Genomic DNA, 13,435 nt, shown 5'->3' with positions numbered 1-13,435 from the left:
GTATCGGCCGGCAAATTGCGCTGTGACATGAATCAATTTCGCCCTCGAATTACAATCGTGTAATTCCGCCGAGACCACCGGTTTATCTCGGTGTTATAGGTGGAAGTAAGAAATCACTAAAGCCTCAGGTAGCCCAATGGCAACTTTTCTTACCATTCTCCGCTTGCGTAACGCACACCTCGTGAGTAACGATTACAACAGTGATCACAATCTGATCACGACCGGCGTGGCAGGTGGTTCATCACCCATCGCACGATCTCGCCGGGAGATAGAGGATCGGGGTGCAGTGACATGAAGGTCGTCATGGACCGGGCACGGTGGGTGCGCGACAGGCGTGCGGTGTGTCTGATCTTCAATGTGCTGTTCGTGATGTCGTTGTCCATGACCGCGAGCGTCGCGTCGGCCGACTCCATGAATTGGGATGCGGTCGCCGAATGCGAATCCGGTGGAAACTGGTCGGCAAATACCGGAAACGGTTTCTACGGCGGCCTGCAATTCAAACCGTCGACATGGGCCTCGCACGGTGGAGTGGGGAATCCCGCCGAAGCCAGCCGTGAACAACAGATCGCAGTTGCCGAAGATGTGCTCAGAACTCAGGGCCCCGGTGCGTGGCCGAAATGTGGTGGCGGCGGTGCCGGTGGAGGTTCGGGATGCCAGTTCGTCCCCGGCGGCAGCATCTTCGGGATCGTCAACTTCCGTCAGATGTGCAACGGCGTTGTCGGTCTGATACCCCCCGCCGGCTAGCCACACGGGAACAGTGCATTTGCCTCCCCATAGGGGATGGCGCGCAATGCGAATCCGAACATGCCGCGTTGTGCAATCTCCCGCGCGCCCTCAACGAATGCCCCCAGCGCCGCGCGTGCCATCGCGGAACCCAGACTGATACGCCGCACGCCCCACTGCGCGATCTCTTCGACCGAGTGATTCAGCACGAACCCTGCGGCGAGCAGATTGACCGGGCGATCCACCGCCGCACAGACCGTGCGCACGGCCGCAGCATCGGGCAGGCCCGGGGCATACACCACGTCCGCACCGGCCTCCGCATACGCGTTGAGCCGGGTGATGGTGTCTGCCAGGTCCGGTCTGCCGTACAGAAAATTCTCGGCGCGCGCCGTCAACGTGAACGGAAACGGCAGATCGCGTGCCGTATGCACCGCGGCGGTGATGCGGTCCACCGCCTCGGCCAGCGAGAAGATCGGGGCATCGGGTAGCCCGGTGGCATCCTCGATCGACCCACCGACAAGCCCCGAAGCGGCTGCCTCCCGGATGGTCATCGCGATGTCTCCGATGGAGGGGCCACCGTTCTCCAAGTCGGCCGACACGGGTAGATGCGTGGCCGCCGCGATGTGGGAAGCGTTGGCCAGCGTCTCGGCCGGGCTGACCAGATTGGCGCCGTCACGTCGCCCCAGCGCAAAGGCCAGGCCGGCGCTGGTGGTGGCCAGTGCCGGGAAGCCGTAGCCGGTGAGAATGCGGGCGGTCCCGGCATCCCAGGGATTGGGAACCACAAACGTTCCGGACTGATGGAGGGCCGCGAACGCGACCGCACGGTCATGTTGCGAGGTCATGTGTGCGACGCTAGCCCTTATGACGCAGCCCGTGACGGATTCGGCAGGCACAAGCGCGGTTTGGCCCACACGTGCGGAGGTAGCCGCGCTCATCGACCACACGCTGCTCAAGCCCGAAGCGACACCGCAGGACGTGCAGGCACTCATCGCGGAGGCGGTGGATCTCGGGGTGCTGGCGGTGTGCGTGTCACCCTCGATGCTGCCGTTGGACGTACCCAAGGATGCCAACGGGCTCATCGTCGCGGCAGTGGTGGGATTCCCCTCGGGCAAGCACCTTTCGTCCATCAAGGCGCATGAGGCGGCACTGGCGGTGGCAGCGGGCGCAGCCGAGATCGACATGGTGATCGACGTGGGTGCCGCAGTGGCCGGCGATTTCGCGGCGGTGCAGGCCGATATCGAGGCGGTCCGGCGGGCGGCCCCGACGGCGACCCTCAAGGTCATCATCGAGTCCGCGGCACTGCTGGAGCGCGCCGGTGCCGATGCGGTTCGTGCGGCCTGCCGCGCCAGCGAGGTCGCCGGGGCCGATTTCGTGAAGACCTCCACCGGATTTCACCCGTCAGGGGGAGCGACGGTCGAGGCGGTGCGGATCATGGCCGAGACCGTGGGGGATCGGCTTCAGGTCAAGGCGAGCGGCGGAATCCGGACCGCACAGGACGCGGCGTCCATGATCGAGGCCGGTGCGACGCGGCTAGGCCTGTCGAGCAGCAGGGCGGTCCTGGACGGGTTCCCGGACTAGAACGACAGGTTCTGCAGGCAGGGATTCTCCACCGGCTTCATCGGCTGATTGGTGCTCGACAGCTTCACCGTGATGCCGTCGTTGGTGACCTTCACCTCTTGGGCCTTGAGTCCCATCGGGTACTGGCCGCCGACGAGGCCCTTGGAGAAGGTGTCCAGTGCCGGCTGGATGATCTCGCGCGGCAGACCGATGAACGCGGACACGTTCTCGGACTGCAGTGTCACCATCCCGTCCTTGATGACGGGCTTGGTGGTGATCTGTGCCAGTCCTCCGGCGGCGCTCAGCGTTATCTCGCCGGTGGATTCATTCGTGGTGGCATCACCCACCAACGAACCGAGCATTCCCGGCACGAGGTCGCGGGCGCTCTCGGTGATGCCGGCGGTCGGCCAGGACACCTCGACGTCGAGTTGGCCGATCGTGCCGAGCGAGTCGGCGGTCTTATTGAGGGAGACATCGCGCACGGTAATGGCGACGGTCATCTTCTTGGCCTGTGCGATCTGGTTGCCCGCGGTCTTGATCGTGAGCTTGTCGATGTGATTGCCGAGGTACTGCAGCACCAGTGGCATCGGGCCGAAGGAGGCGGTCGCGCCGTCCTGCACCAGGCATGACGTGGCCGCGTTGACCTCGCTGCTGGTCCGCTGGCGGGCGTACAGCTCAATACCGAGCACGGCGGCCAAGACCACGGCGACGACGATGACGGCGATGAGCACCAGCGACCTGTAGTCGCGGCCCTTCTTCGGCGAGCCCGGTTCCGGTGCCTGACCTGGTTCGCTCGGCGGCGGCGGTGGTTCGACGGGGGGCGGCGTCACCGGGATCTGCAGGGTCGGTGACTGCTCCTGCACCGGGGGCGGAACCTGTTGGTCCTGCGCAGGGGGTGGAACCTGTTGCGCGGGCGGTTGCCACGGCGAAGGCTCGGAAGGTGTCGATCCGGGTGGGCCGAACGGCGGCTGGGGCGGTGTCGTCACCCGCGCGATTGTGCCCTACTCGGCTGAGGACGGGTTAAGGACCGGCAAGATCTTGCGGGTCTCGGAGACTGCGTCGAGGTTCAGGTCCGCCACGATGAGCTCAGGGTCCGGACCGGCCTGGGCGATGAGTTCGCCCGTCGGGGAGGCCAGCAGACTGCCGCCGATTCCCGTGGGCGAGCCGCTGGCCGGAGTCTCGAGCGCTGGTAAGGCCTGGTCGGCCGCCGCCACGAAACATGTCGAGTCCGCCGCCCGCGCCCGTGCCAGCAGTGTCCACTGATCCCATTTGCCGGTTCCCGCAGCCCAGGATGCGCTGACCGTGATCACCTGGGCGCCTCGACATGCCAGCTCGGTGTACAAGGCCGGGAAACGGATGTCGTAGCACGTGGTCAGTCCGACGCTCACCCCGTCGACAGTGATGAGCACCGGCTCGTTTCCGGGCGCGACGGTCGCCGATTCACGGAAGCCGAACGCGTCGTACAGATGGATCTTGTCGTAGTGCGTGTCGACGCCGGGGCCGGTGGCCAGCAGCGTGTTGTGTACGCGGCCGTCGGAGGCGGGAGTGAACATCCCCACGACGACGGTCAGGCCCGCTTCCTGTGCGATAGAGCGGACCTCGTCGGCCCACCGACCGTCTACCGGCTGGGCGACTGGGCCCAGCGGCACGCCGAACCGGCACATGGTGGCCTCGGGGAAGACGACCAGGGTGGCGCCCTGCACGGCCGCGTCCCGAACCGTGGTCGCCACCGTGGCAAGGTTCTCGGTGGGATCGGCACTGCTGGTGATCTGCGCCAACACAATCCGCATGGGTCCAGCCTAGCTGGATGGGCCAGTTACCGGGGCTACCGCTGACCACGGTGTTGTCAAGATGCAGTCACGAACTTGGCGTCGCTGCTGTTCGACAGGAAATCCGTTGTCACGCAGTGACTTCAGCATGATGCGCCAGCGGACCCGGGGGCCGAAGACGCCGTGTGGGGCGGCGGCCGCCCACTGCCGGTCGGCGGCCGCAAGTAGATCGTGGATGGGTTGGCCCGGAACGTTGTGGTGGATAAGGGCTTTCGGTAACCGTTCGGCCAAATCGGATGGCCTGTCGATATCGAAGGGATCGCAGGCCAGGGTGAGCGTCCGGGGGCCGGATGCGTCGAGAAGCAGCCATGCGCAGCGGCGGCCGAGTTCATCGCAGGTGCCCTCGATGATCAGCCCGCCCGGCGCGAGCCGCGTCGTCATCGCCGCCCAGGCGTCCGCCACTTCCGACTCCGAGTACTGGCGCAATACATTGAACGCACGCACCAGAACCGGTGTGTGGCCTGCCAACTCGAACCCGCCAAGGCCGAAGTGGACCCCGTCGCGCGCCGGTACCACCCGCTGCGGATCAATCTCCAGCCCGACCACCCGGATATCGGACCGCACGGTGCGCAGCCGAGCGGCCAGCTCCAGTGTGGTGTTGGGCATGGCGCCGTACCCCAGGTCCACCACCAGCGGGTCAGGGGCGCTGTCGAGCGCCGAACGCACCGCGTCATGGTGGACGAGCCAGCGGTCGCTGCGGCGCAGCCGGTTGATCCCCGTGGTACCGCGGGTGATGGCCCCCTGTGGGCGGGTGGCGGGAGGGGGCCCAGCGCGACGGGGAGCGGGGGAGACGGCCACGGTGTCCATGGTGCCTGGAAGGGCGCTGCCTGCGGTAATCGGTATTTCTTGGGATCGGTAGTGGATCGGCGCGCCTTCACTTGTGTCATCGCGGAGCCATCGGGGCGACGGACGACGAAGGGACGAATGATGAATCGTGTAATCGTGGGCGCCATGGGACTTCTTGCCGCCGGTGCGGTAGTGGTCGGCTGCTCGACCGATAAGCCGGGCGGCGGTTCGCAGGTGAGCTCCGGCAGCGGCGCCGAGGTGAAGGTGGACGGTAAGGACCTGGCGGGGCTGGATCTCAAGTCGGTGACCTGCGTCAAGCAGGGCGGCAATATCAACGTGGCCAGCGGCGCCATCAACGGCCAGCAGGGTCTGGGCGTCGTCATGACCGACGAGGCGACTCCCAAGGTGACATCGCTGGGGCTGGTGTACGACGGCGCCGCGCTGGCAGTCAGCGAGGGCATGGGTGCGAAGGTCGGCTCCGCCGATGTCAAGGTCGACGGAAAGACGTACACCATCAGCGGCGAGGCTTCGGGTGCCGACATCAAGAACCCGATGGCCGGCATGATCACCAAGCCGTTCACCATCAAGGTGAGCTGCGGCTGACATCAGGAAAAAGCGGCGGGCGTGCATGGTGCGCCCGCCGCTTTTTACTATTCGGAGGTGACGATCATCGGCGATCTGCAGCGCGCCCGTCACTTGGCGTTGGCGGCCCAGGAAGAATCCGCCAAGGAGATCCTGCTGCGGCTGCTGGCGCAGGCCGAGGAGACCGATCGCGATGACCTCGCGTGTGAGGTGCTGGCTCAGCTCGCCGAGATCTACCTGGTGCGCACCGCCTACGACGGCGTGGTCGAAGGCGTCCGGCGCATCCGCGAGTGCCTGGGCACCTATGCGGAAATCCGCGCGGGTCGCCGGCCCGATCTTGCCGCACAGGTCACCATGTCCGATGACGAGATCGACCACCTGATCAGCCGGTATACCCGGCGTGCGGAATTTCTTGCCACCGGACTCGCCGCCGCCAACGGCGACCACCCGGGCGCCGCCGCGCACCTGCAGACACTGATCGAGACCGGCGGGGACTTCGAGGACTTGGTTGCCGAGCACCACGGCCTCATCTGTTACGCCAGGATCCTGATTGCCCGGGGTCTATGCGACGACGACATGTACGCGGACTCGGTTCCGGTGTGGGCCGAGGTTCTCGACAGGCTCGAGGAGTACGCGCGCCAGGGCGACCCCGAGTCCGATCACCTGTTCGTCAACGGCGCGCTCTCCTATGGACGGTTCTGTGTGGAGACCGGCAGGCTCGACGAGGCGCAACCGTGGCTACGCCGGGCCGAGGCGCGGGCCGGCGCCAGGGACTGGCGTTTGGCCTGCGCGCGGGCGCAGCTGGAACGCGCGGCGGCCCGGTGGGCCGACGGCGATATCGCCGAAACTCAGACGCTGGTCCACCAGGCATACCCCGCGATCGCCGAGCATGTCCGGGCGCACGACGTGTCCCGCAGCTGGCTGTACTTCGGGCTGATCAGATTCAGGATGGGCGCGCTGGAGGAGGCCGACGAATGTTGGGGCCACGCAGAGCGGCACTGGCGCGAGATCGAAAAACCACTGCACATTCACCGAATTCTGTTACAGCGCAGCTGGATCGCGATTCTGCGCGGTGATTTCGCCGCGGCATCGGAGAAGGTAGCGCAGGCCCGGGAACTGCTGGACGCCTATCCGCGGCGCAGCTGGCTGCAGTACGCGCGTCTCGATGATCAGCTGGGCAACATCTGGCGTGCCGACGCGCTCGCAGACCTGGGCCTGGACCCCGGCGCGGGCACGGTGTCTGGTGAGCCCGGCAGCACGGGATACCGGAGTGCGATGTCCAAGCTTGAACAGGCCGCGGACCTCAAGGTCCCGGCGGCCTTGGCGGTCGATGCGGTGCGCTATGTCATCGCCGATGCGGGAGCGCGGATGCGCTGGGCCAGGTGCGTTTCGGCGCCGATGCTGGCGGGCGCCTTCGCGGTCGCCAAGGAATGGGACAACGCTGCGCTTGTCAGTGAGTTGATCGAATATCACAGCGCACGAGGTGCTTTCACCACCGAGGTGAGCGATGCTCCGTCGGGTCCGACCGCCGGCGCGTGGGCTTGGACCGCCACCGCGGCGGTTCCCGTCGAGGGCGACCTGGCGCTGGTCGCCGCGGCACCCCCGGTGCAAGCGGACGGCGGGCTCACCCGCTTGGGGCCGCTGCCACCGCTGCGGATGGACCCTGCCGGTGATCAGATCATGAGTAGTTATCGAGAGTTGGCCCGGCAGCGGTACGGCCGCGAGGTGACCGCCGTCGACGACGAATGGTCGACCTGGCCATGACAGACACCTTGGTGTTGCGATTCGCTGATGTGGGCATCGCCACCTACGCCAGCCTGCGGGTAGTGGGGGAGCCGGATCGCACGGTGACCTGGGTTATCCAGCAGCAGCCCCTGAAAACGGTCTGCGACGCACTCGATTCCGCCTTGCCGGATCCGTGCGGCGCCGAGACAGCGCTCATCGCCATCGAACGCGCGTTGACCACCGGGGCGTTCGCCAGCCCGGATGCCGAATTCGAGCTTGCCGGTGCGCTGGGGTCCGAGTTGGTGGCCGACGACGGCTGGACCTTGTTGTCCGAATTGTCCAGGCGTACCGCATCTCAGCGGGCTGTGCTGTTCGTGACCCCCAGCCCGAAATTGGCGCGGGTGCCCTGGGGGCAGCTGGCGATGCCGGGTCCGGATGGTTTTCGATTGATGGAACTGGTCGACGTTCTGATGGCGGTGCCGCCGAACATCGTTCATGCGCCGCGCCGGTCGGTGCGCTGGCGAGAGCACAGGGACGGCCCGGCGGTGCTGCTGCTGGACCCGCGGATTCCCGGACAGCGACCGGATTCGACATTGGGCTCGGTGCTGGGTCGCCCCGCTCTGGAGGGTGCGCTGACCCGTCATTTCGGCGAGCTGATGGACGAACGTCGGGTGCTGCCCGCGGTCGGTGCACCGGTAGAACTGTTCCGCCGGGGCGATATCGATCGCCACTGGCTTGCGCACGCGTGTGCACAGGAACCCTCCCGGCTGTTCTATGTCGGGCACGCCAGTGCGGCAGAGGGCGCCGTCGGCCACGCTGAGCGGGCCGCCCTGCATCTGGCTGAGGATCGCCCGTTGACTGCGGCAGACATGATGGCCGCGCAGTTTCCGGTCCCGCCGCGAGTGGCGCTGTTGGCGTGTTCGTCGGGAGGCGATTACCGCTTCGATGAGGCGACCGGGCTCGCCGCGGCGATGATCTTGGGTGGTGCGGAGTTGGTGACCGCGACCCTGTGGTCGTTGCCGACTACTGCGGCATACCGACAATTCTGTTCGTACACAGAGGATCCCATGGCAGATACGGTCGCTGAGATAGACAGTGCGCACTGTGATGAGGATGCCGGCCGCGCGGTGAACCGTTGGCAGCGGGCCCGATTGCGGCGCTGGCGTGGCGGCGACCATGCGGCGAGTCCATTGCACTGGGCGGCCGTGGTCAGTTTCGCCGTCGACGGTGCCCGCTAGATCAGCCGGCGCGCACCCGTACCGCGATGATGCTGTGGTCCCCTGGCCGGTAGTACGCGTCGATCACGCTGCCCGGCGCCATCTTCGGCAGGGTGGACGCCGGTATCACCGCGGTTTCGCGTACCGGGAACTGGCCGCCGTCCGGCCTGGTCACCATGAGATCCAATTGCACTTCGCGGCCCGGACCGGTGGCGTTCATGCCGGTGACGACTCCGCGGGAGCGGGTGCCCCCATCGATCATCGCGCGCTGCGCCGCGGTCAACAACCGCTTGCGGATCAGCAGGTGATCGAACTCGGCGGCGAATTCCTCCACCGTGACGAGGCGCTCGTCGGCCTCCTCGTCCGGATGGACACACGTTGTCCGGCGGCCGCACAGTAAAGCGACGCATCCACCGAAGGTTCGGGAAATGGCGGGAAACAGTCCTGTGGTCATGTCGATAGCGTCGACCCGGCCGGCTGCTACCGAACCCAACTTTTGTTCTGCGGACAGCGATTACCCTTGTCAGGATGAGTATCGGGTCGGCAACGTCCGAGGGCGCCGTCAGGGTGCAATCGGCCGTGCCGCGCCGTGCCGTGATCGACCGGGCATGGCGTGCGATCGGTTCCGGTGTCGAGGTACTGAGCGCCGACGACGGCGGGCCGCTGCGCCGGACGGTGAAACGGATCCTCGACCCGCTGGTACTGCGGCTGCGCAGCAACACGTCCTACTCAGCCCCGGTGCTGGCCCCTGAGGTGGCCGCCGCCATGCACACCCTGATCGTGGGACATGGTCCGCAATTGAGGGCGACGGCGGACTGGTTCGTGATGCTGAAGGCCGAGCGGCGCAGGCTGCGCATTACCACCGGCAACGCGCAAGAGCTCTATTTCCCGGTATGTTTCGAACTGGCCGTCACTAAAGGCGTTCCGCAGAAGGAAGATCAGCACACGGCGACGGAGGTTCTGCACGATCTGCACCGCGGCCGGGACCGTACGGCGATCGAGGTGCTCAATCGCCATGTCGAGGACCCCGCCGTGGTCGCCAGACTTGCCTCACTGCGGGACCGAAGCTGGCGCGATGTGCGGCCCGACGGCACCATCACCGGACCTTTCTTCACCGGTCTGGTCACGGTACTCGGTGCTGCCGTTAGCCATCGTGAGGTGACTGCGCGCCAACGGGTTTGGACGGCGTTGATTGCCGATGCCACACCGTACAACCTAGGGGCAAGCGTTCATGGCGCCGCCACTGTGCCGTGGTCGATTGTCGAGATCGGATTGAGTTCGGTTGAACCGCAAAGACCTCCGGCCATCGATGGGGATGCGGGAGGTGATCGCCCGATGGATCGCAGTGTGGTGGATCGGGTGCGCGCCACGCTTCGCCGGGCACTGGATCGTGATGAGCTGCCCGATGTCCCACTGCTGTGCGCCGAGGAGGTCGATAGGGCTTGCGCCCCATGGGGCCTGATGGGTGAGGACAAACAGGCTGCCCTGGTGGCTGGGGTTGAGATGGCGACGGATCTACGGCCGCTTGGTGATTCGGTGTCGACGCGCTATGAGCTGTCCGGACGGGTGCAGGCTCGGCTGGTGAAAGAGGCCTACGTGATGCACGCACGGCGCTATCTCGCGGCAGGTGGGGCCATTCACCCGCGGCAGCGACAGGTGGTCGACGACCTGGCAGCTTTCGCGCGGCCCTATCTGAGCCGGTTGTGGGCCAGATTGCACGGTCGCGATGTCTGGCAGGAATCCTGCGGTGACGTCGATGATCTGCGGTCGCTGCTGGAGGGCGCGGCCCGCTCGGTGAGCCTGGACCACCGGCAGCGCATCAAAGCCATGCTGGAATTGCGGGCCGCCGGATGAGGCTTATCAACGAATCCGGTTTGTGGACAACGGGAGCCGCCCCAGCCCCGATTCCTGCGGTGGCGGTCCTGGAAGTGAGCGGCGCGGTGTTGTCGTGGCCGGTTGACGAGCCGTCGCGGTCGCCGGTGATGAGCTTCACCGACGCGGCCCGGGCCGACTGGATGTGGCGAATTCTCGGCGAGACAGGTCACGTCGCGGTCATCGAGGCACTGCGCGATGCTGATCCCGCGAGGATGATCGAGCTGCCGTCGGTCTCCGTGCTGCCAGGGTCGGCGGACTCCTTGCGACGGTTGGCGCTGGGGCATTGGCTTCGGCGGTGGTGGCCGGCCAGTCGCCGCGACGGCATCACCGTGCTGGACCGTGGGGTGCTTGATGCGGAGGTCGCGGTGCTGACCGCGGCAGCCGAAGACTATTTCACCGACGACACGCTGGACGCCGATGTGGCCGGCCTGTTGGCACCGCGCGGCGTGGCATTGGCTTCCCGTCGTGACCCCCGAGTGGAGGTGCTCGTGGCGCAGTGCCGAGACCTGGCCGATGAGATGGGACTGGAGTGGGCGGCACAGGACGTCGGGGTCGCGCGGCGCGAGGATTATGCACTGGCCGCTGGTCGCGCAGACGGATCTCCGTCGCCGGGCGCGATTGCGACGGGCGATGTGACCATCGCCTGGTCGGTTGTGCCGCCGGGGGTCTTTGACGCGGCCGAACGTAATCTGGACTGGGCGGTGGTCTCGGAGGGGGCGGCGGTCACCGCACGATTGCGGGCGGCGGTATCCGGCCCCGACTCGGCCGCGGGCATTCCGGTCTCGTTGCGTTGCGGGCCTTTTCATGCGGTCGGCGTGTTGGATGCCACGGGTGGTGCGGCGCTGCCGGTGCTCGACGCCGACGGACAGCCCGTCGACGAGGCGCGGGCCTGGGACGCCGACTGGTCGGCGACGGAGATCAGTGTGGGGGCCGGGGGCGCTGCCGAATCGGGCGAGTTGCGGGATCGGGTCCGGGCATTCGCGCGCGCCCGTCTGGCCGCACCCACAGCCGACGCATTCCTGGCCGAGCTGCTGGCTGCCGAATCGGACTACTGACGGCTCGGTGTGCGTGCGAGCTTGCCCATCGCAAGAAGAAACACCGATCCTGTTGCGCTGAGCGGCATTTTATGTCCTCCGCGGCGGGCCGATAGCGTCAGATCCGTGGAGTGGAGTTTTGAGTCAGCCGAGACACTTGCGATCGCGTTGCGCACCGGTGCGGTCACATCGGTAGCGCTGACCGAGGAGGCAATCGCCCGTATCGAGCGCGACGACACGGCGATCAACGCGGTCTGTGTGCGGGACTTCGACCGCGCGCGGGCCGCTGCGCGCGATGCCGATCAGGCGCGTGCTCGCGGCGAGGATCGGCCGCTGCTCGGTATCCCGATGACGGTCAAAGAGTCCTACAACGTGGCAGGGCTGGCCACGACCTGGGGCATGCCCCAGCACAGGAACTACGTGCCGACCGACGACGCGGTACAGGTATCACGGATCAAGGCCGCCGGCGCCGTCCTGCTCGGAAAGACGAACGTGCCCTTGATGCTCCAAGATTTACAGAGCTTCAATGAGATCTACGGCACCACCAACAACCCGTGGGATCACAGTCGAACGCCGGGCGGATCTTCGGGCGGATCAGCGGCCGCACTGGCGTCCGGATTCGGCGCGCTGTCCATCGGCTCGGACATCGCCGGCTCGCTGCGCACACCCGCTCATTTCTGTGGCGTCTATGCGCACAAGCCGACACTCGGACTTGTGGCGAATCGCGGTCATCTGCCGCCGCCCAATCCGGCGTTGCCCGCCGACCGCGATCTGAGTGTGGTCGGCCCCATGGCGCGCACCGCCCGTGATCTGGCGCTGTTGTTCGAGGTGATGGCTGGGCCGGATCCACTCACCGTGGGTGTCGGATTCGACGTGGCGCTACCACCCGCCCGCCGCGAACGGCTCCGCGACTTTCGCGTCTTGGTGCTCGATGAGCATCCGCTCGTCCCCACAGGATCCGCCGTGCGGGCAGCGGTTGACCGGGTCTCCGACGCGCTTGTCGACGGCGGTGCGCGCGTCGAACGGTACAGTCCGCTGCTTCCTGATCTGGGCGAGGCCGCAGCACTGTATGCCGAGCTACTCACGTCGAATCTCGCGGCAGGCTACCCCGCGGAGAGATACGAGCAGCTGCGGGTCCTCGCCGCCACCCTGAGCCCTGATGACCAGGGTTTTGACACCGCATGGTTGCGCGGGCCGGTGTTCAGCCATCGCGACTGGATCGAGGCGAACGGTCGTCGCGAGCTACACCGCCACGACTGGCGGCAGCTCTTCGCCGAATTCGATGTGGTGGTCTGTCCGATCACGCCGACTCCCGCCTTCCCACACGATCACGAACTGAATCTGCAAGAACGGCATGTCAATATCGACGGCATCGAGTACCCGTTCGTCAATCAGTTGGTCTGGGCGGGCGTGGCGACCATGCCCGGCCTGCCCGCCACCGCAATACCGGCGGGACGATCCACGGAAGGTCTGCCGGTAGGAGTACAGCTCGTCGGTCCCATGTTCGAAGACCACACCACGCTGCGGCTGGCTGAACTGCTCGAGCAGAAAATCGGTGGCTTCGAGGCGCCGAGATAATGCCCGCAACTAGTGGTGCTTCGAGATCCAATCGGCGATGAAGCCTTCTTCCACGAGGAACAGGTCGCTGAGGTGGTACAGGATCAGGTCTTCGAGTTTGCCTCCGATGAACGGGATGTACACCTTGCACGTGCTGGAGAGTTTCAGCTGCGAACCTTGATCGGTATCGGTCAGCGTGCAGACCCCGGTGAAGGAACCCGGTCCGGCCGGCACCGAGGCGCTGTAGCTGCCCATCGCTGAGCCTTTGCCGTGATCGAATGGGGCGAAATGCTGCACCCGGGTGATGACCATGTCGGTGAGCATCACCTTCTGTGCGATCGGCGGCAGGTAGATGCGGGGCAGATTCTGCCTGAGCACCACGTCGATACCGTTGTCGGTGACGGTGAAGGTGTGAATCTCGGAGACCGGAGTGAGCCATCCGTACGCCGACATCAGGGTTTCCCAGTAGTCGCGGCTCGCGAAGTCCTGGTAAATCTTCTCGGCCGGCGCCGGGAAGTTCACCGTGGATACCGTGCGCCTGGACATTTGA

At 66.3% G+C, this 13,435-nt stretch carries 14 protein-coding genes; 8 read left to right on the top strand and 6 right to left on the bottom strand.

Going from position 1 to position 13,435, the window contains the following annotated elements; translation table 11 throughout:
* Window positions 1-291: 291 nt before the first annotated feature.
* Window positions 292-744, top strand: a complete 453-nt coding sequence (locus B4393_RS05895; RefSeq protein ID WP_078333306.1) for a transglycosylase family protein — start codon at window positions 292-294, stop codon at window positions 742-744.
* On the opposite strand, the gene B4393_RS05890 is transcribed toward B4393_RS05895, so the two are convergent.
* The gene (locus B4393_RS05890; protein WP_078333305.1) at window positions 741-1,565 is read right to left on the bottom strand and encodes an isocitrate lyase/PEP mutase family protein; all 825 of its coding nucleotides are present in this window, start codon (window positions 1,563-1,565) and stop codon (window positions 741-743) included. The genes B4393_RS05895 and B4393_RS05890 overlap by 4 nt on opposite strands.
* 19 nt (window positions 1,566-1,584) lie before the next feature.
* Here B4393_RS05890 and deoC point away from each other — a divergent pair, with 19 nt between their 5' ends.
* Window positions 1,585-2,301 (top strand): deoxyribose-phosphate aldolase, encoded by a 717-nt coding sequence (deoC, locus tag B4393_RS05885; protein ID WP_078333304.1) that lies wholly within the window; start codon window positions 1,585-1,587, stop codon window positions 2,299-2,301.
* Here deoC and B4393_RS05880 read toward each other — a convergent pair.
* Genes B4393_RS05880 through B4393_RS05870 form a run of 3 tightly spaced genes read right to left on the bottom strand, consistent with a single transcriptional unit; the run spans window position 2,298 to window position 4,916 of the window.
* Window positions 2,298-3,266 (bottom strand): LmeA family phospholipid-binding protein, encoded by a 969-nt coding sequence (locus tag B4393_RS05880; protein WP_078333303.1) that lies wholly within the window; start codon window positions 3,264-3,266, stop codon window positions 2,298-2,300. The two genes, deoC and B4393_RS05880, sit on opposite strands and share 4 nt — an antisense overlap.
* Window positions 3,267-3,281: 15 nt before the next feature.
* Window positions 3,282-4,070, bottom strand: coding sequence for a carbon-nitrogen hydrolase family protein (locus B4393_RS05875; RefSeq protein WP_078333302.1), 789 nt, complete (start codon window positions 4,068-4,070; stop codon window positions 3,282-3,284).
* A gap of 9 nt (window positions 4,071-4,079) precedes the next feature.
* Window positions 4,080-4,916, bottom strand: coding sequence for an SAM-dependent methyltransferase (locus B4393_RS05870; RefSeq protein WP_078333301.1), 837 nt, complete (start codon window positions 4,914-4,916; stop codon window positions 4,080-4,082).
* Window positions 4,917-5,036: 120 nt separating this feature from the next.
* Between B4393_RS05870 and B4393_RS05865 the strand changes: the two genes are divergently transcribed.
* The 3 genes from B4393_RS05865 to B4393_RS05855 are packed head-to-tail and all read left to right on the top strand — an operon-like array spanning window position 5,037 to window position 8,440.
* On the top strand, window positions 5,037-5,498 hold the full coding sequence (locus B4393_RS05865) for a lipoprotein LpqH (RefSeq protein ID WP_070939253.1): 462 nt from the start codon (window positions 5,037-5,039) through the stop codon (window positions 5,496-5,498).
* A 57-nt stretch (window positions 5,499-5,555) separates the two neighbouring features.
* Window positions 5,556-7,241, top strand: coding sequence for a hypothetical protein (locus B4393_RS05860; RefSeq protein WP_078333362.1), 1,686 nt, complete (start codon window positions 5,556-5,558; stop codon window positions 7,239-7,241).
* A complete protein-coding gene (locus tag B4393_RS05855; protein ID WP_109558646.1) occupies window positions 7,238-8,440 on the top strand; it encodes a CHAT domain-containing protein in 1,203 nt (400 codons plus the stop codon). Before B4393_RS05860 ends, B4393_RS05855 begins: the two co-directional genes overlap by 4 nt.
* Before the next feature lies 1 nt (window position 8,441).
* On the opposite strand, the gene B4393_RS05850 is transcribed toward B4393_RS05855, so the two are convergent.
* The gene (locus B4393_RS05850; protein ID WP_078333361.1) at window positions 8,442-8,879 is read right to left on the bottom strand and encodes a hypothetical protein; all 438 of its coding nucleotides are present in this window, start codon (window positions 8,877-8,879) and stop codon (window positions 8,442-8,444) included.
* A gap of 68 nt (window positions 8,880-8,947) precedes the next feature.
* On the opposite strand from B4393_RS05850, the gene B4393_RS05845 reads away from it, so the two are divergent.
* From B4393_RS05845 to B4393_RS05835, 3 genes are all read left to right on the top strand, one after another.
* Entirely contained in the window at window positions 8,948-10,273 is a 1,326-nt protein-coding gene (locus tag B4393_RS05845; protein WP_078333299.1) for a hypothetical protein, read from the top strand.
* Window positions 10,270-11,349 carry a hypothetical protein gene (locus B4393_RS05840; RefSeq protein WP_078333298.1) on the top strand — a complete coding sequence of 360 codons (1,080 nt, stop codon included), beginning with the start codon at window positions 10,270-10,272 and terminating at the stop codon, window positions 11,347-11,349. Before B4393_RS05845 ends, B4393_RS05840 begins: the two co-directional genes overlap by 4 nt.
* 105 nt (window positions 11,350-11,454) lie before the next feature.
* Complete coding sequence (locus tag B4393_RS05835; protein ID WP_078333297.1) at window positions 11,455-12,906, top strand: amidase; 1,452 nt, start codon at window positions 11,455-11,457, stop codon at window positions 12,904-12,906.
* 9 nt (window positions 12,907-12,915) lie between these two features.
* Here B4393_RS05835 and B4393_RS05830 read toward each other — a convergent pair whose 3' ends face one another.
* On the bottom strand, window positions 12,916-13,431 hold the full coding sequence (locus tag B4393_RS05830) for a DUF2505 domain-containing protein (RefSeq protein ID WP_078333296.1): 516 nt from the start codon (window positions 13,429-13,431) through the stop codon (window positions 12,916-12,918).
* Window positions 13,432-13,435: the final 4 nt, after the last annotated feature.

It is taken from the genome of Mycobacteroides franklinii (assembly GCF_002013895.1).
Classification (GTDB): Bacteria; Actinomycetota; Actinomycetes; order Mycobacteriales; family Mycobacteriaceae; genus Mycobacterium; species Mycobacterium franklinii.
Note: the sequence above shows the minus strand (reverse complement) of the source record. Positions and strands in the feature narration are given on the sequence as shown.